Here is a 25,733-nt window from a genome sequence, read left to right as displayed (position 1 = left end):
CCGGCGCATCCGAATCCAACGAACCGACACAGGAAGACGACACATGACCCGCTCGCCCCTCACCACCTCCCTCGACGAGTACGAGGTCTGGTTCCTCACCGGGAGCCAGGGCCTCTACGGGGAGGAGACGCTCGCCCAGGTGGCCGAGCAGTCGCGCGCGATCGCCGACGAACTCGGCACGGGCGTTCCGGTGAAGGTCGTCTGGAAGCCGGTACTCACCGACTCGGATGCGATCCGCCGCCTCGCGCTCGAGGTCAATGCAGTCGACAAGGTCATCGGCGTCATCGCCTGGATGCACACCTTCAGCCCGGCCAAGATGTGGATCGCCGGCCTCGACGCACTGGCGAAGCCGCTGCTGCACCTGCACACCCAGGCCAACGTCGAGCTGCCGTGGGGCGAGATCGACTTCGACTTCATGAACCTCAACCAGGCGGCCCACGGCGACCGCGAGTTCGGCTACATCCAGACCCGCCTCGGCATCGCCCGCAAGACGGTCGTCGGCCACGTGTCGAACCCGGTCGTGCAGCAGCAGGTGGAGACCTGGCAGCGCGCAGCGGCCGGTTGGGCGGCATCGCGCAGCCTCAAGCTCGCCCGCTTCGGCGACAACATGCGCTACGTCGCGGTGACCGAGGGCGACAAGACCGAGGCCGAGCTGCGCTTCGGTGTGCAGGTCAACACCTGGGGCGTCAACGAACTGGCGGATGCCGTTGCCGCGGCATCCGAGACGGCCGTCGACGCGCTCGTGGCCGAGTACGAGGAGCTCTATGACGTCGTCCCCGAGCTGCGGAAGGGCGCCGAGCGCCACCAGAGCCTCCGCGACGGTGCGGCGATCGAGATCGGACTGCGTTCCTTCCTCGAGGAGGGCGGCTTCGGTGCCTTCACCACGAGCTTCGAAGACCTGGGCGCCCTCAAGCAGCTGCCCGGCCTCGCCGTGCAGCGACTCATGGCCGAGGGCTACGGCTTCGGCGCCGAGGGCGATTGGAAGACCGCCATCCTCGTGCGCGTCGCAAACGTGATGGGCGCAGGCCTCCCCGGTGGCGCGAGCCTCATGGAGGACTACACCTACGACCTCGTGCCCGGGCAGGAGCGAATCCTCGGGGCGCACATGCTCGAGGTGAGCCCGTCGCTGACGACGTCGAAGCCGACGCTCGAGATCCACGAGCTCGGCATCGGCGGCAAGGACGACCCCGTGCGTCTCGTCTTCACTGCCGACCCCGGCCCGGCCGTCGTCGTGGCGCTCTCCGACATGCGCGACCGCTTCCGCCTCACGGCGAACGTGGTCGAGAACGTGTCGGCGCCCGATCTGCCGAAACTGCCCGTCGGGCGCGCCGTCTGGAAGCCGGCGCCCGACTTCGCCACGAGTGCCGCATGCTGGCTGACCGCTGGTGCCGCGCACCACACCGTCATGTCGACCGCCGTGGGCGTCGACGTGTTCCGTGACTTCGCCGAGATTGCTCGCACCGAGCTGCTCGTGATCGATGAGACCACCACCCAGCGCGATTTCGCGCGCGAGGTGCGTTGGAACCAGGCGTACTACCGCCTGGCGCAAGGACTGTGACCAAGCACAGCCGAATCACACAACTGAACACCCGCCGTACGGCCGCTTCGGCCGTCGGCAGTGGATTCGATGCTTCATGGACGACATCGAAGCCGCACACCGCCCAGGTGAACAACGACGTCCATCAGTGAAAGGAAACACAGTGAAGACCACCAAGAAGGTTCTTCTCGCAACGCTGGCAGCGGGCTCGATGCTCGCGCTCGCGGCCTGCTCCGGCGGATCCGGTGACAACGCGGGCGACGGGGGCGGCGACGGCGGCCTCATCGGCGTCGCGATGCCCACCAAGAGCTCCGAACGCTGGATCCAGGACGGTAACGCCGTCAAGGAGCAGCTCGAGGAGCAGGGCTTCAAGGTCGACCTCCAGTACGCGGAGGACGACATCCCCACGCAGGTCTCGCAGATCGAGAACATGATCACCAAGGGCGCGGAGGCCCTGATCATCGCCTCGATCGACGGCACGACCCTCACGCAGGTGCTGCAGGATGCGGCTGACGCCGACATCCCGATCATCGCCTACGACCGTCTCATCCGCGACAGCGAGAACGTCGACTACTACGCCTCGTTCGACAACTACAAGGTCGGTGTGCAGCAGGCCACCTCGCTGCTCAGCGGCCTCGGCCTGACGGACCTCGAGGGCGAGCCGGTCGACGGTGCTCCCGCCGGCCCGTTCAACATCGAGCTGTTCGCCGGTTCGCCGGATGACAACAACGCCACCTTCTTCTGGGACGGCGCGATCGACACCCTCCAGCCCCTCATCGACGACGGAACGCTCGTCGTCAAGAGCGGCCAGACCGGCTTCGAGCAGGCGGCGACGCTGCGCTGGGACGGCGAGGTCGCCCAGAGCCGCATGGAGGACATCCTCACGAAGAGCTACTCCGACGGCTCCAAGGTGAACGCGGTGCTCTCGCCCTACGACGGCCTGTCGCGCGGCATCATCTCGGCTCTGACGGACGCGGGTTACACCGTGGGCGCCGAGTGGCCGATCATCTCCGGCCAGGACGCCGAGCTCGACTCGGTCAAGGCCATCAACTCCGGCGAGCAGTACGCCACCATCTTCAAGGACACCCGCCAGCTCGCGGTCGTGGCCGTGGACATGGCGACCGCCTTGCTCAATGGTGAAGAGCCCGAGGTGAACAACACCGAGGACTACGACAACGGCAAGAAGGTCGTTCCGTCGTACCTGCTCGAGTCGCAGATCGTCGTCAAGGACAACATCAACGAGATCCTCGTCGACAGCGGCTACTGGACCGAAGAAGAGATCACTGGCTGATCGCTCGGTCTTCCCGATCAGGCGCTGATCGACGGTCGCGTGCCGGGGCCCGGTGGCGAGTACTCTCGCACCAAGCCCCGGCACGCGGACGCCGCTGAGCAGTCCAGGCATCCGTCAAGGAAGCAGGAGAATCAATGACGAACATTCTCGAGATGCGCAGCATCACGAAGACTTTCCCGGGCGTGAAGGCGCTCTCGGACGTGACCCTCGAGGTCGCGCGCGGCGAGGTGCACGCCATCTGCGGCGAGAACGGCGCCGGCAAGTCCACCCTCATGAAGGTGCTCTCGGGGGTGTACGGCCACGGTACCTATGAAGGCGACATCGTCTTCGAAGACGAGGTGGTCGAGTTCAAGGAGATCACCGATAGCGAAGCCAAGGGCATCGTCATCATCCACCAGGAGCTCGCCCTCAGTCCCTTCCTCTCGATCGCCGAGAACATCTTCCTCAACAACGAGGTCAAGGGTCGCGGCGGGCTCATCGACTGGAACAAGACCAACCACGAAGCTCAGACGCTGCTGCACCGCGTCGGCCTCCGCGACAACCCGACGACGAAGATCATGAATATCGGGGTCGGCAAGCAGCAGCTGGTGGAGATCGCCAAGGCGCTCTCGAAGCGCGTGAAGCTGCTCATCCTCGACGAGCCGACCGCGGCGCTGAACGACGAGGACTCCGATCACCTGCTCGACCTGATCCTGCACCTCAAAGAGCAGGGCATCACGTCGATCATCATCAGCCACAAGCTCAACGAGATCAAGAAGATCGCCGACACGGTCACGGTCATCCGCGACGGCAAGACGATCGAGACCATCTCCAAGGCGGATGTCTCGGAAGAGCGCATCATCAAGGACATGGTGGGCCGCGACCTCGAGCACCGCTACCCCGAGCACACGCCGAACATCGGCGAAGAGCTGCTGCGGGTCGAGGACTGGACGGCGCACCACCCCCAGGACACCTCGCGCGTGATGGTCGACAACGTGAGCATCAACGTGCGTGCGGGCGAGATCGTCGGCATCGCCGGCCTCATGGGCGCCGGTCGCACCGAGTTCGCGATGAGCTTGTTCGGCCAGAGCTACGGATCGCGCATCTCGGGCAAGGTCTTCAAGCGCGGCCAGGAGATCAAGACGCGCACCGTGTCGGAGGCGATCGGCAACGGCATCGCCTACGCCACTGAAGACCGCAAGACCTTCGGTCTCAACCTCATCGACGACATCAAGCGCAACATCTCGATGGCGTCGCTCGGCAAACTCGAGAAGTTCGGCCTCGTGCACGACAACGAGGAGTTCAAGGTCGCCAACGAGTACCGCACCTCGATGAACATCAAGGCGCCGAGCGTGCTCGTGAAGACCGGAAAGCTCTCGGGCGGCAACCAGCAGAAGGTCGTGCTGTCGAAGTGGATCTACTCCGACCCCGATGTGCTCATCCTCGATGAGCCGACTCGCGGCATCGACGTCGGCGCGAAGTACGAGATCTACACGATCATCAACCGGCTCGCGGCAGCGGGCAAGGGCGTCATCGTGATCTCCTCCGAGCTGCCCGAGCTGCTCGGCATCTGCGACCGCATCTACGCCCTCTCCGAAGGACGCATCACGGGGGAGCTTCCCATCGAGGAAGCGAGCCCCGAATCGGTTCTCAAGCTCATGACCATGGAGAAGCCCCGCTAGCGCCGACGCTCGCGGCCCTTCCTTCCAGCCCCTCAGAGGAGACAAAATGTCAGACCCAACCACGCCGACCCAGACGGAGTCCGAGGCCGTCGGCGGCAACATCAACCCGGTCGAGAACAAATTCACCGACCGCCTGAGTCACATCCTGTCGGACCTCGGCAAGAACGGCATCTTCATCGCCCTCATCATCGTGGTGGTGCTGTTCTCCTTCCTGACCGACGGCATCCTGCTGCGACCGCAGAACATCTCGAACCTGATCGTGCAGAACGGCTACATCCTGGTTCTTGCGATCGGCATGGTGATGGTCATCATCGCCGGTCACATCGACCTGTCGGTGGGATCGGTCGCCGCCTTCGTGGGCGCCTGCTCCGGTCTCTTCGCCGTGACGTGGGGCCTCCCGTGGTGGCTCGCCGTCATCCTCTCGCTCGCGATCGGCGCCCTCGTCGGCGTCTGGCAGGGATTCTGGATCGCCTACGTCGGCATACCCGCGTTCATCGTGACGCTGGCCGGCATGCTCATCTTCCGTGGTCTCGCGCTCGTGGTGCTCGGCAACGCCAACATCGGCTCCTTCCCGACGGAGTACCGCGCCCTCGGCAACGGCTTCGTCAACGGCATCTTCGGCGAATCCGATCCCGACATCTTCACCCTCGGCATCGGCGTGATCGCCATCCTCGCGCTCATCGTGCAGCAGGCGCGCACTCGCCGCGGACGCCAGAAGTACGGCCAGGATGTCGAGCCCATCGTGTGGTTCGTCACGAAGCTCGTGCTCGTCTCGCTGGCCATCGGCTTCTTCGTCTACGCCCTCGCCTCGTACAAGGGCATCCCGGTGACGCTCATCATCCTGGCGGTGCTCGTGATGGTCTACGGCGTCGTGATGAACCGCTCGGTCTTCGGCCGCCACATCTACGCCATCGGCGGCAACCGTCACGCGGCCGAACTCTCGGGCATCAAGACCCGCCGCGTGGACTTCTGGCTGTTCGTCAACATGGGCTTCCTCGCCGCACTCGCCGGTCTCATCTTCACCGCCCGCCTCAACCTCGCCGGCCCGAAGGCCGGTGACGGCTTCGAACTCGAGGCCATCTCCGCCGCCTTCATCGGCGGGGCAGCGGTGCAGGGTGGCGTCGGCACGATCGGCGGCGCGATCATCGGTGGTCTCATCATCGGCGTGCTGAACAACGGCATGTCGATCATGGGCATCGGCATCGAGTGGCAGCAGGCGGTCAAGGGTCTCGTGCTGCTGCTCGCCGTCGCGTTCGACGTGTACAACAAGCGCCGCTCCGGCGGCGCGTAGATCCCGCGTGGTGGAGAGAGGGATGCCATGACGGATGCACCTGCGCCTCCCGCCGCGGCATCCGCGCGCCGTGATCAGCCGGCCACGATGTTCGACGTCGCCAAGCTCGCGGGTGTCTCGCACCAGACCGTCTCGCGGGTGCTCAACGACCTGCCCGGCGTGAGGGCCTCGACCCGCACGCGAGTGCAGCAGGCGATGGGCGAGCTGTCGTACACGCCATCGCCGGCCGCACGCACGCTGGCATCCCGCCGATCCCAGACGATCGGCCTCATCACGGCCGGCCGGCCGGACTACGGGCCGTCGAACGCAGCGCTCGGCTTCAACGAGGCCGCCCGCGAGGCGGAGTTCACGGTCACCCAGGTGGCGATGCGTGAAGTGGATGCGACCTCGTTGCGCGCCGCTGTCTCGATGATGGTGCGCCACAACGTCTCGGCGATCGTGCTGATCTCGGGCGAGCGGGCGGCGATTACCGCCACCCGCAGCATCGAGATCGAGGTGCCGCTCGTCGGGTTGGCTTCGGAGCCGGTCGACGGTATGCACCAGGTGGCCATGGACCAGTACGACGGCGCCCGCGTCGCCGTGGAGCATCTCATCGCCTTCGGGCATCGGCGCATCCGCCACGTCGCCGGGCTTCCCGATTCGATGGACGCCGGCGAGCGCGTGCGCGGCTGGGCCGCGGCCCTGCACGACCACGACCTCCCGGCGTCGGAGCCGGTGATGGGGGACTGGACGTCGGAGTCCGGCTATCGTGCCGGGCAGGCGCTCGCCGCGAACCGCGAGCTCGACGGCGGCGAATTCACGGCGGTATTCGTCGGCAACGACCAGATGGCGCTCGGCGTGCTGCACGCGTTCGGTGACGCAGGCATCCGCGTGCCCGAAGACGTGAGCGTGATCGGCTTCGACGACATTCCGGAAGCCGCGCACTTCGCCCCGCCGCTGACCACCATGCGGCAGGACTTCGAGGGGCTCGGGCGCGACATCATGGCGAACGTGCTCGACGTGCTCGGAGATGAGGAGCATGCTCCCGACCGCATCGCCCGACTTCCCGAGCTCGTGGTGCGCAGCAGTACGGCGCGAGTCTGAGTCGACGGTCAGCGCGGTGCGCTGCTGTTCCCGTTCGTCGCCCCGTCGCCGTCGGTGCTCGTATTGCCGTTGTCGGTGCTCAGGTCGCCGCGCGGATGCGGCGGCACGTCGCTGCGGTCGAAGAGGAACAGGAGCAGGCCGGCAGCCGTGTCGACGAGTTCGGGACCGCGGCCGAAGCTCCAGCCGGCATCCGTGGCGCGCAGCGAGTGGCCGCGGATGACGGCCTTGATCTCCACCGGCGCAGCCAGGGCGCGTCGCAGGGCGACGGCGCCGGTCGCCGCTGGAGGGAGGGCGAGTTCGATGCCGAGTGGCAGTGCGATGTCGAGGCCGCCGACGACGGTCGTCTCGAGTTGGCGGATGCCCATGCGGCCGGCGCCGGGCGCAGTGGCTGCCGTGGCGGAGGCGACGACGGCGGCGAGGGCGTCGAGCGTCTCCTCGGGGTTCGTCGCATCGGCTGCCTTCAGGGCGGAGGCCGCTTCGGCGGCGTTCCGGCTGAAGACGTGCTCGGCGAGGCCGAGGGCGGCGGCAGTGACGCGGCGCGTGACGGGAGTGGTGAGCTGTTGCACGATGAACGCGGCCGACATCCGTACCGTCCAGCCGCGGCGGAGCGTCGGGACGTGCCACGCTTCAGGCGGCTGCGTGCGGAGACCGTCGACCAGGGAACCGAGAACGGCGGCGAGTTCGGCATCCCAGTGCGAGGACACACCCGACTCGTCATGCTGCACGCGCTGGCTGAGCGGCAGGTGGCGCGAGAGGTCGGACATGCCGCCAGCCTACGCGCCGGCACTCCGGGCGGGAGGGGGGTCGGCTCCGCAGGGGCCGCGAATATGCGCGCTCAGAACGCGACACCATCGGCCGCGCCGCGCCGCGCCGCGCTGCGCCGGAGCGGGGGCCGGCTTGGTGCGCGATGCATCCCGTAATCGGTCTGGTATGAATCCGCACGTGCGAGCCAGTGGCCGCGACATCCGCCGCTCGCCGTGCACAACTCCGGAGTTCGCCGCTGACACGCCGCTCACCTGACGCGGCGCGCCGTGGTTGCGTCCGGATCTCCGGAGTTATGCACGGTCGCGGACGCCGCGACCGCGGTCTTACCCCTGCTGGCTCCAGTCCGGCAGCTGCTGCAGGGTCCAGGTGTTGCCGTCGGGGTCTTTCACCGTGACGAAACGACCCCACGCCTGCTCGTCAACGCCCTCGGCCTCGACGCCCTTCGCGCGGAGGTCGGCGAGCACGGCGTCGGCGTCGGCGATCACGACCTGGATCACGTCGAGCGTGCCGGGCTCGAGTGTGCCGCCGAGGCCTTCGCCGATGGCGATCGAGCAGGCCGATCCGGGCGGGGTCAGTTGCACGAAGCGCAGGCCCTCGCTGACCACCTGGTCGTGGTCGGCGTTGAAGCCGAGTTTGTTCACGTAGAAGTCCTTCGCGCGGTCGATGTCGGTGACGGGCACGTGGATGAGTTCGATCTTCCAGTCCATGGTGACTCCTCGGGGATTCGATGCGATCCGTTCCATCGAATCGCTTGCCTTCACGGTAGACAACGATGCGGCCAATTTCCGTCCGCATTCGAGCGCTGCGGATGCCGCGGCTCACGCCGCGCCACGAGGAGGAAGAGGAGCAAGAGGAGGAAGAGGAGCAAGAGGAGGAAGAGGAGGAAGAGGAGGAAGGAGAGCAAGAAGAAGAGAAAGAGGAGGAAGAGGAGGCGGTGGCGCGGAGGCATCCGTCTGGGCGACCCGTGCGGCATGCGCGCCCGGGTGGAAGGATGGGCGCATGGCATTGCACATCACTGGGGAGCAGGCCGCCGACGAGCTGCTCAGCGCCGACGCGTTCGCGCTGCTCACGGGAATGCTCCTCGATCAGCAGGTATCCATGGAGTCCGCATTCGCCGGGCCTGAGAAGATCCGTTCGCGCATCGGCTCGATCGACCCGGCGACGATCGCGGGCTACGAGCCCGAGGCGTTCGTCGAGGTGTTCAAGCAGACGCCGGCCGTGCACCGTTTTCCGGGTTCGATGGCCGGTCGCGTGCAAGGGCTCGCCGAGGCCGTCGTCGCCGACTGGGGCGGCGAGGCATCCGCGATCTGGACGCAAGGCGAACCCGACGGAGCCGAAGTGCTCGCGCGACTGAAGAAGCTGCCCGGCTTCGGTGACCAGAAGGCGCGCATCTTCCTCGCGCTGCTCGGCAAGCAATGCGGGCTCACGGCGCCGGGCTGGCGTGAGGCCGCGGGCGCGTACGGCGACGAGGGTGCGTTCCGCTCGGTCGCCGACATCGTCGACCCCGAGTCGCTCGCCAAGGTGCGCGCGACGAAGCAGGCGGCCAAGGCGGCGGCGAAGGCTGCGAAGGGCTGAGTCCCGGGGCGCGGGCGCCCTGAGTCTCGCGGGCGCGGGCGCCTGCGGGATCGGCCGACGAGGAACCCGCGACAGGCTGAGGCACCCGCGCACGCGCCACATCTCAGCCGACGAGGAACTCCGCGATCGTCAGTGCCATCGACTTCGGCTCCCAGGCGTGTTCGGCGGCGGGCACCGTGCCGGCCACCGCGTTCGGCAGGTTCGCGATGAGCGAGTCGGCTGCGGTGCGCATGGTTTCGAGGGTCTGCTCGCCGATGAGCACGAGCGTCGGTTGCGTGACGGCGGCCCAGAGCGACGCCCGAGGTGCACTCTGGGTCCAGGCGAGCGCCTCGGAGTCGGGCTCGAGGCTCGGCCCCATCGCGGTCATGATCGGCCAGCCGGGGCTCGCCTTCGACCCCGCGAGCCACTCGGGCGGCATGTCCTTCATGAAGTACTCGATGGTCGCGTCGCCGTCGCCGGCCGCGATGCGTTCGCGAAGACCGGCAAGAAACTGCTCGCCTTCGGTACCGAGTTCGGCGTTGAGCGGCACCTCCCACAGCACGAGCTTCGAGATCGACAGGCCGGCGGATGCCGCGGCGAGGGCGATCGCCCCACCTGACGAGCTGCCGAACAACGCGACGGCGTCGTCGGCGCCCTCGGTCGCCTCGTCGATGAGCGCGCGGAGGTCGTCGAGGGTCTGCTCGAGGGTGATCGGCGCCTCGGCGGGGCTCTCGCCGCGGCCGCGCCGGTCGTAGTGCACGACGGAGAAGCCGTGACCGGCGAGTTCCTTCGCCATCTCGGTCGTGGCCGGATCGAAGGCGCGGAACTGCAACGCCCCGTCGACGAGGATCACGGGCGGCCCCGAACCCTGCTGGTCGTAGGCGATGCGCGTGCCGTCGGCGGATGTCACGTACTCGGTCATCAGGCGGGCTCCTTCGCTCGGGGTCAGGTTACGCCGCGGGCCGAGGCGCGACAACGAGAGGGGGCTGGGCGCGGGTGGGTCTCGATACGCTCCTTCGTCGCTACTCGACCGACGGGTGCTGCGGGCGCGGGTGGGTCTCGATACGCTCCTTCGTCGCTACTCGACCGACGGGTGCGAGCTCCTTCGTCGCTACTCGACCGACGGGCCGCGCGGGAGTGTCGGTGGGTGGTGGCATCGTGGGGGTTACAACACCATATGTAGGGGTCGGCGGGGCGCATCGCCCCCAAGGGTTCCGATTCGCGACACGCCCGACATCCGTCCACAGGCCAAGAGATTTCGAACTCGGCGGGTGTGGATAACCCGGGTCGGAGCCCCGAGAATCCGCCGGTCGCAGTGGCATCCATTGTTCACAACCGGTGGATAACCCAGTGGATAACTACACGAATGTAACTACTGCATGTTGTGGCAGTCGAGTTCCGCGAACACTAGATGTAGTATTGAAGAACGAAAGAAACACCGGGGGACGGGCTCCTCCAGAGCCTGAGAACGAGGGGAAAACAATGACGGTCACGGTCTACACCAAGCCTTCTTGCGTGCAGTGCAATGCGACGTATCGCGCCCTCGACAGCAAAGGCATCGAGTACGAAGTGCTCGACCTCTCTGTCGACGAGAGCGCGCTTGCGCAGGTCAAGGAACTGGGGTACCTGCAAGCTCCGGTCGTCATCACCGATGAAGGCCACTGGTCGGGTTTCCGCCCCGACAAGATCGACGAACTCGCCTCGCGCCTCGCCTGAGCTCTCCCTGAGCCTGTCGAAGGAGCGGGGGTTCGCTTCGACAGGCTCAGCGAACGAGGGAGGGTAACCATGACGAATTTGGTCTACTTCTCGAGCGTTTCGGGCAACACGAAGCGTTTCATCGAAAAGCTCGGTCGCACTGCGGCCCGCATCCCGTTGCATGCTCGTGAAGAAGCACTGCACGTCGACGAGCCGTACGTGCTCGTCGTGCCGACCTATGGCGGCGGCGACGGCAACGGCGCCGTTCCGAAGCAGGTCATCCGCTTTCTCAACGATCCCGACAACCGCTCGAACATCCGCGGCGTGATCAGCGCCGGCAACACCAACTTCGGGTCGGCCTTCGGTCTTGCCGGCGACATCATCGCCACCAAGACCGGGGTGCCGCACCTCTACCGCTTCGAAGTATTCGGAACACCTGACGACGTTCGCGCCGTCGACGATGGATTGGACGCATTTTGGCGAACTCAGCAGTTACAGACGGTGTCGCAGTGATCGACGCACCTCGCACGGCGATGGATTACCACTCGCTCAACGCGATGCTCAACCTCTACGGCGAAGACGGCCAGATCCAGTTCGAGAAGGATCGCGAAGCCGCGCGGGAGTACTTCCTGCAGCACGTCAACCAGAACACCGTCTTCTTCCACTCGCTGAAAGAGCGGCTCGACTACCTCGTCGAGAAGGAGTACTACGAGCAGGCCGTGCTCGACCAGTACTCGTTCGAGTTCATCACGAAGCTCAACGACCTCGCGTACGCGAAGAAGTTCCGCTTCGAGACGTTCCTCGGTGCGTTCAAGTACTACACGAGCTACACGCTCAAGACGTTCGACGGCAAGCGCTACCTCGAGCGCTTCGAAGACCGCGTCGTGATGACCGCTCTCGGCCTCGCGCAGGGCGACGAGAAGCTCGCCGTGAACCTCGTCGAAGAGATCATCGGCGGCCGCTTCCAGCCGGCCACGCCGACCTTCCTCAACACGGGCAAGGCGCAGCGCGGCGAGCTCGTCTCCTGCTTCCTGCTGCGCATCGAAGACAACATGGAGTCGATCTCGCGCGGCATCAACTCCGCCCTGCAGCTGTCGAAGCGCGGCGGCGGTGTCGCTCTCTCGCTGAGCAACATCCGTGAGGCCGGCGCCCCGATCAAGCAGATCGAGAACCAGTCGAGCGGCATCATCCCCGTGATGAAGCTCCTCGAAGACTCCTTCAGCTACGCCAACCAGCTCGGTGCCCGCCAGGGTGCCGGTGCGGTGTACCTCAGCGCCCACCACCCCGACATCATGCGGTTCCTCGACACGAAGCGTGAGAACGCCGACGAGAAGATCCGCATCAAGACGCTCTCGCTCGGCGTCGTCGTGCCCGACATCACGTTCGAGCTCGCCAAGAACGGCGAAGACATGTACCTCTTCTCGCCGTACGACGTCGAGCGCGTCTACGGCAAGCCGTTCGGCGACATCTCGGTCACCGAGAAGTACCGCGAGATGGTCGACGACCCCCGCATCAAGAAGACGAAGATCAACGCGCGCGAGTTCTTCCAGACCCTCGCCGAGATCCAGTTCGAGAGCGGCTACCCCTACATCGTGTTCGAAGACACGGTGAACAAGGCGAACCCCATCAAGGGCCGCATCAACATGTCGAACCTGTGCAGCGAGATTCTGCAGGTGAACACGCCGACGACGTACAACGAAGACCTGAGCTACAACGAGATCGGCAAAGACATCTCGTGCAACCTCGGTTCGCTCAACATCGCGCTCACGATGGACTCGCCCGACTTCGGCAAGACCGTCGACACCGCCATCCGCGGCCTCACCGCCGTGTCGAACATGAGCCACATCACCTCGGTGCGTTCGATCGAAGACGGCAACGACAAGTCGCACGCCATCGGCCTCGGCCAGATGAACCTGCACGGCTACCTCGCCCGCGAGCGCATCTTCTACGGCAGCGAAGAGGGCATCGACTTCACGAATATCTACTTCTACACGGTGCTGTTCCACGCGCTGCAGGCGTCGAACAACATCGCGAAGGAGCGCGGCGTGACCTTCGACGGCTTCGCAGACTCCAAGTACGCGTCGGGTGAGTTCTTCGACAAGTACACGGATGCCGCGTGGGTGCCCGAGACCGCGAAGGTCACGCAGCTCTTCGCGGACTCGAACGTGCACATTCCGACGCAGGAGGACTGGAAGGCGCTGAAGGCGTCTGTCGCCGAGTTCGGCATCTACAACCAGAACCTGCAGGCCGTGCCGCCGACCGGTTCGATCTCGTACATCAACAACTCGACGGCGTCGATCCACCCGATCGCGTCGAAGATCGAGATCCGCAAAGAGGGCAAGCTCGGTCGTGTCTACTACCCGGCGGCGTTCATGACGAACGACAACCTCGAGTACTACCAGGACGCGTACGAGATCGGCTACGAGAAGGTCATCGACACCTACGCCGCGGCGACGCAGCACGTCGACCAGGGCCTCTCGCTCACGCTCTTCTTCAAGGACACCGCGACGACCCGCGACATCAACAAGGCGCAGATCTACGCATGGAAGAAGGGGATCAAGACGATCTACTACATCCGCCTGCGTCAGATGGCCCTCGAGGGCACGAATTTGGAGGAGTGCGTCTCGTGCATGCTCTGACGCTGGTCGAGTAGGCGCGCCAGCGCCGTATCGAGACCCCGCACAGAGACATCCACCACGAGACATCCGCTCAGAAGGAATATGACATGACTCTCACAGACCCGGTGAATTCGGCCAACAACGATCCCGCCCACACGGGCGGCAAGTTGAAGCTGGTCAGCCACGTCAATGCGATCAACTGGAACCGCATTCAAGACGAGAAGGACCTCGAGGTCTGGAACCGTCTGGTCAACAACTTCTGGCTGCCCGAGAAGATTCCGCTGTCGAACGACATCCAGTCGTGGAACACGCTGACGCGCGACGAGCAGATCTTGACGATGCGCGTGTTCACCGGGCTGACCCTGCTCGACACGATTCAGGGCACCGTCGGCGCGGTCTCGCTCATCCCCGATGCGATCACCCCGCACGAAGAAGCTGTCTACACGAACATCGCGTTCATGGAGTCGGTGCACGCGAAGAGCTACTCGTCGATCTTCTCGACGCTGTGCTCGACGAAAGACATCGACGATGCCTTCCGCTGGTCGGTCGAGAACGAGAACCTTCAGAAGAAGGCCGCGATCGTCATGGAGTACTACCAGGGCGACTCCCCGCTGAAGCGCAAGGTCGCCTCGACGCTGCTCGAGTCGTTCCTCTTCTACTCGGGCTTCTACCTGCCCATGTACTGGTCGTCGCGGGCGAAGCTCACCAACACGGCCGACATGATCCGCCTCATCATTCGCGACGAGGCCGTGCACGGGTACTACATCGGCTACAAGTTCCAGAAGGGGCTCGAGCAGCTCTCGCAGGCTGAGCGCGATGACCTGAAGGACTACACGTTCTCGCTGCTCTACGAGCTCTACGACAACGAGGTGCAGTACACGCAAGACCTCTACGACGGTGTCGGCCTGACCGAAGACGTCAAGAAGTTCCTGCACTACAACGCCAACAAGGCCCTCATGAACCTCGGCTACGAGCCGATGTTCCCGAAGACCGTCACCGACGTGAACCCGGCGATCCTCTCGGCGCTCTCACCGAACGCTGACGAGAACCACGACTTCTTCTCGGGGAGTGGCTCCTCGTATGTCATCGGCAAGGCCGTTGTGACCGAGGATGAGGACTGGGACTTCTAGGGGCTTGTTGTGAGACGTCACGATAGGTGATCAAACGTGGCATTCAAGTTGATCCAGTTCAAGGTGCTTGATCCAGCTAGGGGTAGTTGATCCATGAAAACTCTGGGATCGGCATTGGACTGCTGTGAGGCGGCCTGAGATGGCGGCCTGAAGTTCTAACGGGACACCGCGGCGAGATTGTGGGCCGCGATCAACCTCGGGCCGCACTCGTCATCGCCTGGCGCTTTCTCTTCAGGGTGGCGCCGACACAACGCCGGGCTCCCCGGCCGGTGATGGATCCCTCAGCGGGCGTTTCGTTCGCCGAGGCTTGTGACGTTGGTCAGAGCGGTGGCCGCTGTGACGAGAGCCAGTCGGTGGTCCCGAGTGCGGGTGTGGCTGAGTGGATCGCTGCCATCCGCTGCCCGCAGCCCGACCGGGGTGAAGAACCAGGCTTGCGCCATGCCGTAAAGAAGTACGAGCAGGTCTATTGCGGATCCTCGGTCACCCATCGTCGTCGCCATGGTTTCGACCTTCTCTGCGTAGATGAGCGCATCGTCCGGCCCGAGATCGGGCCGCTCGAGCTCCCGCCACAGGCTGATCCGCACACCGAACGGATGCTCGTGGTGATAGTCGAACAGCCTGCCAACCCATCCAGGAAGGTCATCTACATCGACGGGGACCGCCTTTGCCATCGCCGTCAACTCGCGGTCGAGAGTCAGTGCGAACAGGTTCTCCTTGCTGCCGAAATGCGCGTAGATGAGACGGACGTTGGATGTCGCGCCTGCAGCGATTCGGTCGATCCGAGCGCCCGCAAGCCCGCGATCGGCGAACTCGACGGACGCGGCGGCCAGGATGCGCTCCTTGGTTGCCTCGGCGTCTCGCTTCATCTCCCCATCGTAGCGAAACGTCTACTTACTTACGTTAGTCTCAAAGTAAGAGAACACTTACTTAGGAGTATCGATGGACGAACGAACCATGCACGCCCTCGCTATCACCCCGAGATCCTCGTCCATTAGCCGGACTATCGATATTTCAACCAAGGGTGCCCGCACGGGCCGCGTCAGACGTATCGAGATCTGGTTCTACCGCGTGGATGGCGAGATCTACCTCACGACGCAGCCGGCGAAACGGAGCTGGTACGCCAATCTCTTGGCCAACCCCGAGTTCACCTTCCACCTCAAGCACGGCATCCGTGCCGACCTGGCAGCGACGGCGGAGCCAGTGCTGGACCCCGACGAACGTCGTCACATCTTCAGTGCCATCGTCGACGATCTCAATCAACCGCTCCATCGCGGATACCTGGCCCAGCCCGTTGAACCAGTCCCGAGCTGGCTTGCCGGCAGCCCACTCATACACGTCCTCTTCCATTAACCAAAGGATCACAGTTATGCAAAGACGAACTCTCGGCACCCAAGGCCTGACGACCTCCGCTCTCGGCTACGGCTCCATGGGCATCTCCATGGCTTACGGTACTAGCGACGGGCTCGGCACCGCAGCTATCGCAGCCGCCTTCGACGCCGGAATCACCTTCTTCGATACGGCTGAACTCTATGGCTGGGGGGAGAATGAGGAAATCCTCGGCAAGGCGGTCGCGCCATTCCGCGACGAAGTGATGATCGCGACGAAGTTCGGGTTCACTCGCGACTACGGCTTCGACAGCCGACCCGACCACATCCGGCAGGTCGTACAAAACAGTCTCAGGTTTCTCGGCACTGATCACATCGACGTGCTGTACCAGCACCGATTCGACCCCACCGTGCCCATCGAGGATGTAGCCGGCACCGTGAAGGAACTCATCGATGCCGGCGATGTCACCTATTTCGGCCTCAGCGAAGTCGGCGAGGACACCATCCGACGCGCGCACGCCGTCCACCCCGTCTCCGTATTGCAGACCGAGTACTCCCTCTTCGAGCGAGATATCGAAGAGCTGCTCCCTCTTCTCACCGAATTGGGAATCGGCGTGGTTCCGTACTCTCCCCTTGGCCGGGGCTTCCTCACGGGAACAGCGAAGCCCGCCGGGCAGTACGACGAGAACGACATGCGCAACACAGACCCCCGCTGGCAGCCCGGCAACTTCGAAAAGAACCTCGCCGCAACCGAGCAACTCCAGCACCTGGCCGCTTCCATGAATGCCACAGTCGGGCAACTCGCCCTCGCCTGGCTACTGACGCGAGGAGAACATGTCGTCCCGATCCCGGGAAGCCGGAATCCTCAACGCGTGGCGGAGAACGCAGCCGCCGCCGAACTCCACCTGACACCGGCACATCTTGACCGAATCGCCGAGATTCTCCCGTCTGGGGGTTTCGGAGCCCGCTACACACCGGAGAACATGCCCAGCTGGCAGTAACACCCGCATGCGCCACGGGACAAATCTGGCTCGCGCAACGCCATGCTGACGGGGGATCTAGGCCCGGGCAGCGATCACCTCGCTGATCTCGTCCGCCAGCTCACGGGATGCTGCCACCACGCCGGAGTAGCGCAGCGTCAGATCGGTCGAAATCTCCAGCTCACGGCCGAACGCATCCTGCACCCATCCGCCGGCGGCGGGGACGAGCACCATCGCCGCGACCAGGTCGACGATGCGATGCGTGTCCGAACCGGGATCCGCGAAGGCATCGATCGACCCGTCGGCGACAAGCATCGCCTCCAGGCAGCTCGTCGACAGCACACGGATGCGACCGGCACCCCGGCACAGGTCGAGCCAGGCAGACGTGCTGTCACCGAGCGGCCCGAGCTTCGGGCGCAGCATCGACAGCGCAGACCCGTTCAGGCTCGTGCGGCGTGAGGTGCGGAAGTCCGGCTCCTCTCCCTGTCGGGCCCAGGTCACCGCGCCACCCTCCAACCAGAAGCTCAGCGCCTCGACCGGGACGCCGTCCTCGACAATGGCCGCCGAGAAACACGACAGCGGAACACCGGCGGCGGCGTTCGCTGAGCCGTCAAGGGGATCGACCACGAGCGTGCGCGCGCTGCCGTGGTCGATGAACCCGACTTCTTCACTGAGCAGATTCACGCGGTGCCGATCGGTCTCCGCGCGGATGGCATCCTCGACGAGCTGATCGATCATCATCGTCGGGGTGCCGTCGGCGCCCATCCGCACCTCGCGCGCCCGCTCCTCGCGACTCATGCCCGTCCATGCGCTGGCGGCGGCCTGCGCCGCCGCCCGACAGGTGTCGACGAGGATCTGATCCACGCCATTCGGCAGACGCACCTCGGCGCCCATCACCGGGGTCAGCATTCGATGCCCCTCGGTGCGGTGAGTGTCGTCACGACGGTCGGCCAGGGCCCACGGTCATCGACCAGCACGAAGTCCGCTCTCGCACCCACCGTGATCGCGCCTCGGTCGGAGAGCCCAGCCGCTCTGGCAGCCCCCGAGGTGACCAGTGCAACAGCCGCAGGAAGGTCGAGCAGACCGTCTCGGGCGATCAGCACCGCGCTGGTGAGCAGGCTGCTCGGCAGATAGTCGGATGCCAAGGCGTCGACGAGTCCCTCGGCGATGAGTTCGGTCGCCGAGACGTTGCCCGAGTGCGAGCCGCCTCTCAGCACGTTGGGGGCGCCGGCGACCGTGATCAGTCCCTGATCGCGTGCGCGCCGCGCAGCATCCATCGTCGTGGGGAACTCGGCGACCGAGCCCCCGCGCGCGACGAGCGCATCGATCTCCGCGGCCGAGTCGGAATCATGCCCGACGAGCCGGACGCGCCCAAGGCGCGCCTGCTCGCCCGCCCATGCCAGGTTCTCGTCGCGGACCAAATCGGTGAGCTCGGCGTCACGGATGCGCTGGGCCACGTTCTCCCTCACGACGTCGCGGTCTTCTCCGCCGGCGACGAGCATCTCGATGAAGTGCTCGACATCGGCGTACTGCCCCTGGCCGGGTGTGTGATCCTCGTGCGAGAGAAGGATCGGTTCGGCATCCGCTGGCAGTGCGTCCAGGCGAGCGCGCAGCAGCTCCGCTCCCTCGGCCGCGCGCACGTCGAAGCGGTGCAGCACGCGGTGGTCGACGCGGTCGCTGACGTAGGCGTCGATCGCCACGCACACCTCGAGCGCCGTGACCGGGGTGCGCGTCACGCCGTCGGCGACCTTGCGGTGGAAGCCCGCACCGTGGAACACCGTGGTGATGCCCGCCGCCGCCACCTTCGCATCGAAGGAGCGCATCGCGAAGTCCAGGGGCAGCGGCGCCGCCGGACGCGGCACCCGCTCCTTCTCGAGGGCGTCGCTGTGCACGTCGATGAGCCCGGGCATCAGCAGCAGCCCGGAGCCCGCGACATCCGCCCGCAGCGCGCCGCCCGCGCCGACCTCGACGACCTCGACGATGCGACCGCCCTCGACCACGACGCTCGCCGGAGCGGTGACCCTGTTCGGCAGCACGACGCGGACATCGCCGAGGACGTAGCTCGCCGGGTTCGCGCCCAGCGTCCAGCGCGCATTTCCGGTCGCGCGCTCCGTCGGCTCGGGCCGCGCTTCGGCGAGGACGCCGCTCATGCGTAGACCTCCTCGAGCACGCGGTGCCTGGCGTCCAAGACCTCGTCGACCCCGCCGTCCGCGGTGATCGCGCCGTCCTCCATGTAGAGCACTCGGTTGGCCACCCGGCGGATGATGTTCATGTCGTGGTACACCGCCAGCACGCTGACGTCCCGGTGCCGGAGCTCCTCGATCACCTCGAGAGCGAGCACGCGGTTGGCCGGGTCGAGTGCGGACACCGGCTCGTCGAGCAGCAGTAGGCGCGGCGGGCTGACAGTGCCCGCCGCCAGGTTCACGCGTTGACGTTCTCCACCGGAGAGCACGCTGCAGTCGACATCCCACAATCGCTCCTCGATCCCGAGCTTGCGCAGCGAGTCGACCGCGGCATCCCTGGCATCCGCATCATCCAGACCGCGCCGACGGGCGGCCGCCGCGACGAGCTTGAGCGGCCCTTGCCGTGGCGGGGCATTCAGGAACTGCGACACGTAACCGAAGTCACGTCCGCGGATCCGCGCCATTGCACGGTCATCGAGCGATGTGAGCTCGATGTCTCGCTCACCGTCGTGCAGCACGACGGTGCCAGAGTCGGGAAGGTAGTTGCGGTAGATGCAGCGCAGCAGGCTGGACTTGCCCGCGCCACTGGCACCGGCGAGCGCGAGGTGCTCGCCGGGCATGAGGTCGAACGACACCGATCGCAGCGAAGCGACCGTGCGGTCGATCGCGTGCAGGGTGAATGACTTGGTCAGCTCTCGAACCGAAAGGATCGGCCTCTGGATGCTCGTGTTCATGATTCCTCTCAGCTCTGCGCGGCAGCGACGAGCTGCTGGGTGTAGGGGTGGTGCGGGTCGGCGAGGAGCTGGTCGGTGAGACCCTGCTCGATCACGTGCCCCTGACGCATCACGACGGCACGGTCGGTGAGCGCTTTGATCACCGAGAAGTCGTGGCTGACGACGACGACGGCGAGCTCGCGCTCGTTCAGCAGTTCGCGCAGCAGATCGAGGACTCCGGCGGCGACCGAGGCGTCCAGTCCTGTGGTCGGCTCGTCGAGCAGCAGCACCTGCGGATCGGTGGCCAGCGCCTTGGCGATCTGCACGCGCTGGCGCATGCCACCGGAGAACTGGCCGACCACGTCATCCATGCGCTCCAGCGGAACGTCGACACGGGTGAGCAGCTCGGCGGCCCTGGCCCGGATCGCGTGGTACGAGCGCCATCCGGCCGCGATCAGGGCGTCGGCGATGTTGCCGCCCGCCGAGATGTTCAGGTCGAGCCCCATGGCGGGGTCCTGGTAGACGACGCTGAGCGTGTTGGTGCGAAGACGGCGGCGCGCAGAGCTGTCGAGGTCGAGAAGGTTGATCTTTCCCTCGCCCACTGCTCCGATACGCACCGACCCGGTGGCATCCGCTTCGTCGCCGATGATGCACTTCATCACCGTCGACTTGCCTGAACCGGACTCGCCGATCACGCCGAGCGCCTCGCCGGGGGCGACGTCGAAGGAGACGTCAGCCGCAGCGATGACCTCGCTGGACGCGCGGCTGCCGGCGAAGACCTTCCCGAGGCGCTCCACCTTCAGCGACCAATCCTCTCCCGGGGCAGTCTGACCCTTCGCGGGCGCGATCGGCATGCCGACCTCGACGCTCGCCCTGGCACGCACGCGCAGCGCGGGATCGGGGTAGTACTGACGGGGGATGATCCGCTCGTGGGCGGCGAGGTCGGCGACCCCGGCACGCACCTTGAGGCAGAACTGCACGTCGGAGCAGATGAACTCGTTGGTCTTCGTCTCGACCATGAACGATTCCTCAGTGCCGCATTTCGCGCAGCGCACTCCGTCGGTGTGCTCCACTTCGAAGGGGACGTCGTCGAAGCTCAGCGGCTCGACGTCGGTGTACGGCGGCACGGCGTAGATCTTCTTGTCGCGGCCGTGACTGAGGAGCGTCAGATGATCGCTCTGGTGCAGACGCGGAATATCCCAGCGCGGGATCGGGCTCGGCGACATCAGGTGCCGGTGATGCACGAGCACCGGGTGACCCGCCCCGGCGCCCATGACACCGGTCAGCGCGAGCCGCTCGTAGAGCGCGACCCACATCTTGGCGTAGTCCGCTTCCGCGTGGCGACGCTTGCATTCGAAGACGGACTTCTCAACGGCGCGCAGCGGCTCTGACTGGGGCACCTGCAGCACCAGCGTCTGGTGCGCGTCCATATGTTCCTCTGGGATGCGGTGCCTGGACTGCACGATGGTGGATTCGTCGGTGTCCGCGGTCGACCCGCTGCCGAGCGTGCCGACGATCAGGCGGCGCAGGTTCACCGCGTTGACGCCTTCCTCATCTCCCTGGTCGATGACCTTGACGTTGTCGTCACTGCCGCCGATGGCGAGCGTGACCTGCAGCCCACCAGAGCCCCAGCCGCGGGCGACGGGCATCTCGCGTGAGCCGAACGGAACGATGTACCCGGGTACACAGATGCCAGCGATGACAGCGCGGCGCGATTCGCGCTTGGCCTGCTCGTCCATCACGATGGGGCGTCCGACATGCGGGTCAGGTGGCAGCAGCGCGGTCAGCATGGCAGCGGATGCCTCGGCCTCGGACTCCACGTCGCCTGCCGGTGATTCGATCAGCATGGTCATCAGCTGTTTCCTTCCTGGTGGTTCTCGCAGTCGCAATCGGATGCGTGGTCGTCGCCGTTCGCGGCGAAGAGTCGTTCGAGGGCAGCTCCCTGTTCGTCGCGAGCAGCGATCGAGGCATCCAGCATCGACTGGAAGGTGACGTAGTGCGGCAGCTTCAGGTGTTCGAGGAATCCGCTGGCGGCAAGGCCGTCGGTGGTGAAGAGCATGATCTGTTCGAGGCGCCGGCCGGCCTCCATTCCCGAGTAGCGCACGATGGAGACGTCGAGGCTCGCGGCGGCAATGACCTTGCGCTCGTTGTGCCCGAACGCCATCGCGTAACCGATGTCGTAGGTGGTCGGGTCCTCACCGCGAATCGAACCGAGATGCGAGACCGCCTCGCACTCGGAGACCCGCACCTCGCCGATCTGCACCAGTTCGCCGGTGTGCGGATCGGCGACCCGCAGCGGCAGCCGGCCGTGGCGCACCTCGCCGAGTGTCACGTGCTCGGCGGCGTAGTCATCGGGGCCGAGCACCGACTGGTACCAGATGTTGATCAGCGCACCGCTGTCGGCTTGGGCGGAGGCCGACAGTACGGCCGACCGCTTCGCGGGCAGTCGCGCGGCGACCATCTGGATGTCGAACGGCTCTTCGTCGGATTCGAGTGTGCGATCCACCAGCACGCCCATGTCGAAGAGGTAGTCGCGGAAGCGCCGGAACGGCTCATCGGCCGGGTACTCCAGCGGCGTATCGCCCGGGGGCTCGATGATCGGCAGCGGGAGGTCGGGGCCGTCGTGCAGGATGCGGGCGGTGTAGTCGACCGTCTCACCGAGCAGGATCGGGCCGTCGGGCTGACGCTGCGTCGAGACGACCCGGCGGAGCAGCTTCATCTCGCGCGGCCGTAGCGGATCGCTGTGCGCGAGGCGGGGGAGCGTCGAGCGGTGTGCGCGGATCAGATGGACGGCCTCGGAAATGTCGCCACTGGCCTGCAGGAAGGCTGCGGCCGCGGTGGAAGGGTCCCAGAGCCCGCCCTCGCCCATGATGCGGTCGATCGCCATCGGGAAACTCGCGATGACGGACTCTGCGGTCAGCCCGGAGTCGAGCTGCGCGCGGCGCTCGAGCACGAGACGCTCGGCGGCGATGATCGCCTCTGTGCCACCCTTGTTCGTTCCTGCATACATCAGATCTCCTCGATTCGAGTGGTGCGCGACAGGGCGATGAGCGTTCCGTCGTCGGTGACGAGGATGCTGTCGATGCCAGCCGGGTAGTCGGAGACGAGCTCGGCGCGGGCGGCGACGAACTGCGCGCTGAGCCCGGCGACGGCGATCTCGACGGGTGCGTGCGGTGGGATGCCGGGGCCGGTGAGGCGCCAGCCGGAGGTGACACCTTCGGTGCGGATCGCTTCGGTGCGGATCGCGTCGACGCGCTGCACGAGCGTGGCCGCCGTCTCCGGCGACCAGTGCGTGCCGGGGGACAGCACGCTCATCTCGGTTGATTCGGTGAGTGCAAGCGCATAACGTGCGGTGGATGCCGCGGTCAGCGGGGCGCCGACGATGCGAGCGATCGCGGCCACAGCATCCGTTGCTGCGTCGGACGCGGAGCCGCGTTCGGACCGTGTGCCAGAGCCGGCCTCGGTCGCGCGCAGCGCGCTCACCGGGGTCATGATGTCGGCGAGGGCGAGCATCGGCAGGATCGCGGCCGAGACGCCGGCCGGCAGCTCACCAGCCGGAAGGCGGTGCACCGTCCCTGGACGGGCGAAGGCGTTCATGATGCCGCGGAACACCTGCTGCGAAGAAGTGGGGGTGAGCTCTCGCAGCTGCTGCCATTCGTCTGCAGCAACCGGGGCGAGAGAGGTGTCGATGTTGGTCACGGGATCTCCTCGAACTCGACGATGGATGGGGAAAGCCGCTCCCACTCGGCGGCACGGGCGGCGATGCGGCGAGCCCTGGTGCTCTCGCACAGCGCGACGACGTCCTCCCGGCGCGGGCCGTCGGCGTGGAACTCGGTCGCGCAGATGGCGGCGGCGAGCGCGGCGAGCCGGTCAGAGCCCATCCGCATCGTCCAGCCATCGACGCCGCGACGGCGCACCTCGGACTGGGTGACCATCACATCACCGAGAATGAAGCGCTCCTCGGCGATCGGCTCACGCACCTGCGTGACGACAGTGCCGACGATCGGCGGTCGGGTGACCACGACGTCGGAATCGTCTTCGAGACAGAGGTGCGAGAGCGAGATCACCTCGGCGGCATCCGCCATGTTGAGCTCGGAGACGATCTCCGACCTCGTGAGTGTGTCTGTCATTGTTGGCCTTTCTTCTCCGTGAGGAGTGTTGAGCAGGGGGTTAGTGGATTTCGCGCCGCGCCCACACCGCGAGCGCTTCGGAGAGCAGCACCGCGATCACGACAAGAAGGAGGCACGTGGTGACGACGCCGTAGTCGAGTACGCGGGAGGCGTTCATCATGTAGAAGCCGATGCCGCCGGCGCCGATCACACCGAGGGTGGTTGCGGCTCGCAGGTTGGAGTCCAGCTGGTGCAGCGTGTGGGCCGACAACGCCGGTGCGACCTGGCGCAGCGTGGCGGCGAAGAAGGTCTGAGAGCTGCTGGCACCGGAAGAGCGGATGGCGTGCGCCACACGTACGTCGACCTCCTCGAGCGAGTCGGCGATCACCTTGCTGAAGAATCCGATAGCGCCCACCGCGAGCGCGAGGGCGCCGGCGGTGGCACCGAGGCCGGTGATCACCACGAAGAAGATGCCGACGATGATGCCGGGAATGGCGCGGATCGTGACGACGATTCCACGGAATATCGCTGCCACCGTGTCGTTCGGCGCGATCGTGCGTGCGGAGAGCAGACCGAATGGGATCGCGATGACGAGGCCGATGACGGTGCCGGCCAGCCCCATCTGCACGGTTTCGACCATGGCGTTCAGGAGCTTGAGGGGAATGCCACCGTCGGACGGCGGGAAGTACAGCCCGATGGTCTCGAGCGCCTTGGCGAAGCCGCCGGTGAGCTGATCGACGGTGATGCCGGATGCCATCGCCGAGCCGAGGACGAGCAGCACGGTGAGGACCGCCCACAGGGTGCGGTTGATGCGCTGGCGATTCCATGGCGGCGAGATGCGCCCCGCCGTCGCCGCGCGGCGCTCGGCAGGCGTTGACCTGCCTTTCGCCCAGCCCTTCTCCGGCAGATGCGGCAGGAAGACGGCGAGCCAGCGCCGCGACTTCGGCGACGACGATGACTCGTGTCCGAGTTGGGCCTTGCGCACGAGACCGGAGACGAGTTCGGCGAGCAGACACAGGATCAGCAGGATCAGGGTCAGCCCGAGGCCGAGCTGATAGTTCATCGTGTCGAGGGCCGCCGAGATGTACATTCCGATGCCGGCGACACCGACGAAGCCGAGAATCACCGAGCCGCGCAGATTGATGTCGAAGGCGTGCAGCGTCGTGGCGACGAGCGTGGGGCGAAGCCCCGGCAGGACCCCGCCGACGATCTGCTGGAAGGTACCGGCGCCGGCGGCGCGCAGCGCCTCGCGGGGGCCGGGGTCGACCTCTTCGATGGCATCCGCGAAGAGCTTCGCCATGAAGCCGATCGACCCGATGCCGAGGGCGAGGACGCCGGGGAGAGCTCCGAGGCCGAACACTCGCACGAAGAAGATGGCGATGATGAAGTCGGGCACGGCGCGCTCGAGCACGATCAGCGACCGGGCGATGGCGCGCACCGTCGGGTTGACGGTGGTGTTCTTCGCAGCGAGGAAGGCGATCGGCAGGCTGAGCACGAGCCCGAGAACGGTGGCGAGCACGACGATCGCAATCGTCTGGCCGATCATCTCGACGATCCGCATCGGCTCGGGGAACGTCAGCGGCACTGTGCGGCTGAGGAAGTCGACGGCGTTGTCCCAACCGTCGATGAAGGTGGCGATGTTGATGCGCAGCTCGACGGTCGACCAGATTCCCAGGCCGAGCACGCCGAGCATCACGACGATGAGGCCGCGCTTGCTCCACGACATCGGCGGCTTCTTCGGCATCGGAGGCTGTGCACCGGTCGAACCGACCGGGGTGCGCTCAAGGAGTGTGCTCAT

At 66.0% G+C, this 25,733-nt stretch carries 25 protein-coding genes; 12 read left to right on the top strand and 13 right to left on the bottom strand.

What is annotated here, in order from left to right:
* Positions 1-43: 43 nt before the first annotated feature.
* From araA to AC1C2S_RS04790, 5 genes are all read left to right on the top strand, one after another.
* The gene (gene araA, locus AC1C2S_RS04810) at positions 44-1,558 is read left to right on the top strand and encodes an L-arabinose isomerase (protein ID WP_495351400.1); all 1,515 of its coding nucleotides are present in this window, start codon (positions 44-46) and stop codon (positions 1,556-1,558) included.
* Between the two features lie 190 nt (positions 1,559-1,748).
* On the top strand, positions 1,749-2,828 hold the full coding sequence (gene chvE / locus AC1C2S_RS04805) for a multiple monosaccharide ABC transporter substrate-binding protein (protein ID WP_495353191.1): 1,080 nt from the start codon (positions 1,749-1,751) through the stop codon (positions 2,826-2,828).
* A 134-nt stretch (positions 2,829-2,962) separates the two neighbouring features.
* Positions 2,963-4,489: a multiple monosaccharide ABC transporter ATP-binding protein gene (gene mmsA, locus AC1C2S_RS04800; protein ID WP_495351399.1), complete on the top strand. Its 1,527-nt coding sequence runs from the start codon at positions 2,963-2,965 to the stop codon at positions 4,487-4,489.
* 46 nt (positions 4,490-4,535) lie between these two features.
* The gene (gene mmsB, locus AC1C2S_RS04795) at positions 4,536-5,780 is read left to right on the top strand and encodes a multiple monosaccharide ABC transporter permease (protein WP_495351398.1); all 1,245 of its coding nucleotides are present in this window, start codon (positions 4,536-4,538) and stop codon (positions 5,778-5,780) included.
* 27 nt (positions 5,781-5,807) lie between these two features.
* Entirely contained in the window at positions 5,808-6,863 is a 1,056-nt protein-coding gene (locus AC1C2S_RS04790; RefSeq protein WP_495351397.1) for a LacI family DNA-binding transcriptional regulator, read from the top strand.
* 8 nt (positions 6,864-6,871) lie between these two features.
* On the opposite strand, the gene AC1C2S_RS04785 is transcribed toward AC1C2S_RS04790, so the two are convergent.
* The 3 genes from AC1C2S_RS04785 to AC1C2S_RS04775 all read right to left on the bottom strand — a co-directional run bounded on the left by AC1C2S_RS04785 (position 6,872) and on the right by AC1C2S_RS04775 (position 8,577).
* Positions 6,872-7,627 carry a hypothetical protein gene (locus tag AC1C2S_RS04785; protein ID WP_495351396.1) on the bottom strand — a complete coding sequence of 252 codons (756 nt, stop codon included), beginning with the start codon at positions 7,625-7,627 and terminating at the stop codon, positions 6,872-6,874.
* A 324-nt stretch (positions 7,628-7,951) separates the two neighbouring features.
* Complete coding sequence (locus AC1C2S_RS04780) at positions 7,952-8,335, bottom strand: glyoxalase superfamily protein (RefSeq protein ID WP_495351395.1); 384 nt, start codon at positions 8,333-8,335, stop codon at positions 7,952-7,954.
* A 50-nt stretch (positions 8,336-8,385) separates the two neighbouring features.
* Positions 8,386-8,577: a hypothetical protein gene (locus AC1C2S_RS04775; protein ID WP_495351394.1), complete on the bottom strand. Its 192-nt coding sequence runs from the start codon at positions 8,575-8,577 to the stop codon at positions 8,386-8,388.
* 50 nt (positions 8,578-8,627) lie between these two features.
* Between AC1C2S_RS04775 and AC1C2S_RS04770 the strand changes: the two genes are divergently transcribed.
* On the top strand, positions 8,628-9,203 hold the full coding sequence (locus tag AC1C2S_RS04770) for an HhH-GPD-type base excision DNA repair protein (protein WP_495351393.1): 576 nt from the start codon (positions 8,628-8,630) through the stop codon (positions 9,201-9,203).
* Between the two features lie 103 nt (positions 9,204-9,306).
* On the opposite strand, the gene AC1C2S_RS04765 is transcribed toward AC1C2S_RS04770, so the two are convergent.
* On the bottom strand, positions 9,307-10,104 hold the full coding sequence (locus tag AC1C2S_RS04765; RefSeq protein ID WP_495351392.1) for an alpha/beta fold hydrolase: 798 nt from the start codon (positions 10,102-10,104) through the stop codon (positions 9,307-9,309).
* Positions 10,105-10,664: 560 nt separating this feature from the next.
* Between AC1C2S_RS04765 and nrdH the strand changes: the two genes are divergently transcribed.
* The 4 genes from nrdH to nrdF all read left to right on the top strand — a co-directional run bounded on the left by nrdH (position 10,665) and on the right by nrdF (position 14,625).
* Positions 10,665-10,898 (top strand): glutaredoxin-like protein NrdH, encoded by a 234-nt coding sequence (gene nrdH, locus AC1C2S_RS04760; protein WP_056005481.1) that lies wholly within the window; start codon positions 10,665-10,667, stop codon positions 10,896-10,898.
* Positions 10,899-10,967: 69 nt separating this feature from the next.
* Positions 10,968-11,390 (top strand): class Ib ribonucleoside-diphosphate reductase assembly flavoprotein NrdI, encoded by a 423-nt coding sequence (nrdI, locus tag AC1C2S_RS04755; protein WP_495351391.1) that lies wholly within the window; start codon positions 10,968-10,970, stop codon positions 11,388-11,390.
* Positions 11,391-11,410: 20 nt separating this feature from the next.
* A complete protein-coding gene (nrdE, locus tag AC1C2S_RS04750; RefSeq protein WP_495353190.1) occupies positions 11,411-13,516 on the top strand; it encodes a class 1b ribonucleoside-diphosphate reductase subunit alpha in 2,106 nt (701 codons plus the stop codon).
* Between the two features lie 86 nt (positions 13,517-13,602).
* Positions 13,603-14,625: a class 1b ribonucleoside-diphosphate reductase subunit beta gene (gene nrdF / locus AC1C2S_RS04745; protein WP_495351390.1), complete on the top strand. Its 1,023-nt coding sequence runs from the start codon at positions 13,603-13,605 to the stop codon at positions 14,623-14,625.
* Positions 14,626-14,906: 281 nt separating this feature from the next.
* Here the strand turns inward: nrdF and AC1C2S_RS04740 are convergent, their stop codons facing one another.
* Positions 14,907-15,491 carry a TetR/AcrR family transcriptional regulator gene (locus AC1C2S_RS04740; protein WP_495351389.1) on the bottom strand — a complete coding sequence of 195 codons (585 nt, stop codon included), beginning with the start codon at positions 15,489-15,491 and terminating at the stop codon, positions 14,907-14,909.
* A gap of 73 nt (positions 15,492-15,564) precedes the next feature.
* Here AC1C2S_RS04740 and AC1C2S_RS04735 point away from each other — a divergent pair, with 73 nt between their 5' ends.
* Entirely contained in the window at positions 15,565-15,975 is a 411-nt protein-coding gene (locus tag AC1C2S_RS04735; RefSeq protein ID WP_495351388.1) for a nitroreductase/quinone reductase family protein, read from the top strand.
* A 16-nt stretch (positions 15,976-15,991) separates the two neighbouring features.
* Positions 15,992-16,951 carry an aldo/keto reductase gene (locus AC1C2S_RS04730; RefSeq protein ID WP_495351387.1) on the top strand — a complete coding sequence of 320 codons (960 nt, stop codon included), beginning with the start codon at positions 15,992-15,994 and terminating at the stop codon, positions 16,949-16,951.
* Positions 16,952-17,008: 57 nt separating this feature from the next.
* On the opposite strand, the gene AC1C2S_RS04725 is transcribed toward AC1C2S_RS04730, so the two are convergent.
* Genes AC1C2S_RS04725 through phnE form a run of 8 tightly spaced genes read right to left on the bottom strand, consistent with a single transcriptional unit; the run spans position 17,009 to position 25,733 of the window.
* Positions 17,009-17,839, bottom strand: a complete 831-nt coding sequence (locus AC1C2S_RS04725) for an inositol monophosphatase family protein (protein WP_495351386.1) — start codon at positions 17,837-17,839, stop codon at positions 17,009-17,011.
* Positions 17,833-19,080, bottom strand: a complete 1,248-nt coding sequence (locus tag AC1C2S_RS04720) for an alpha-D-ribose 1-methylphosphonate 5-triphosphate diphosphatase (RefSeq protein ID WP_495351385.1) — start codon at positions 19,078-19,080, stop codon at positions 17,833-17,835. Before AC1C2S_RS04720 ends, AC1C2S_RS04725 begins: the two co-directional genes overlap by 7 nt.
* Positions 19,077-19,847 carry an ATP-binding cassette domain-containing protein gene (locus tag AC1C2S_RS04715; RefSeq protein ID WP_495351384.1) on the bottom strand — a complete coding sequence of 257 codons (771 nt, stop codon included), beginning with the start codon at positions 19,845-19,847 and terminating at the stop codon, positions 19,077-19,079. Before AC1C2S_RS04715 ends, AC1C2S_RS04720 begins: the two co-directional genes overlap by 4 nt.
* Before the next feature lie 8 nt (positions 19,848-19,855).
* Positions 19,856-21,679 (bottom strand): alpha-D-ribose 1-methylphosphonate 5-phosphate C-P-lyase PhnJ, encoded by a 1,824-nt coding sequence (locus tag AC1C2S_RS04710; RefSeq protein WP_495351383.1) that lies wholly within the window; start codon positions 21,677-21,679, stop codon positions 19,856-19,858.
* On the bottom strand, positions 21,679-22,836 hold the full coding sequence (locus AC1C2S_RS04705) for a carbon-phosphorus lyase complex subunit PhnI (protein WP_495351382.1): 1,158 nt from the start codon (positions 22,834-22,836) through the stop codon (positions 21,679-21,681). Before AC1C2S_RS04705 ends, AC1C2S_RS04710 begins: the two co-directional genes overlap by 1 nt.
* Positions 22,836-23,525, bottom strand: a complete 690-nt coding sequence (phnH, locus tag AC1C2S_RS04700; RefSeq protein WP_495351381.1) for a phosphonate C-P lyase system protein PhnH — start codon at positions 23,523-23,525, stop codon at positions 22,836-22,838. Before phnH ends, AC1C2S_RS04705 begins: the two co-directional genes overlap by 1 nt.
* Entirely contained in the window at positions 23,522-23,956 is a 435-nt protein-coding gene (locus AC1C2S_RS04695; protein WP_495351380.1) for a phosphonate C-P lyase system protein PhnG, read from the bottom strand. Before AC1C2S_RS04695 ends, phnH begins: the two co-directional genes overlap by 4 nt.
* 40 nt (positions 23,957-23,996) lie before the next feature.
* Entirely contained in the window at positions 23,997-25,733 is a 1,737-nt protein-coding gene (phnE, locus tag AC1C2S_RS04690; RefSeq protein WP_495351379.1) for a phosphonate ABC transporter, permease protein PhnE, read from the bottom strand.

The sequence above is a fragment of the Agromyces sp. Y782 genome, from assembly GCF_059445405.1.
This window is presented reverse-complemented; position numbering and strand designations above follow the sequence as displayed.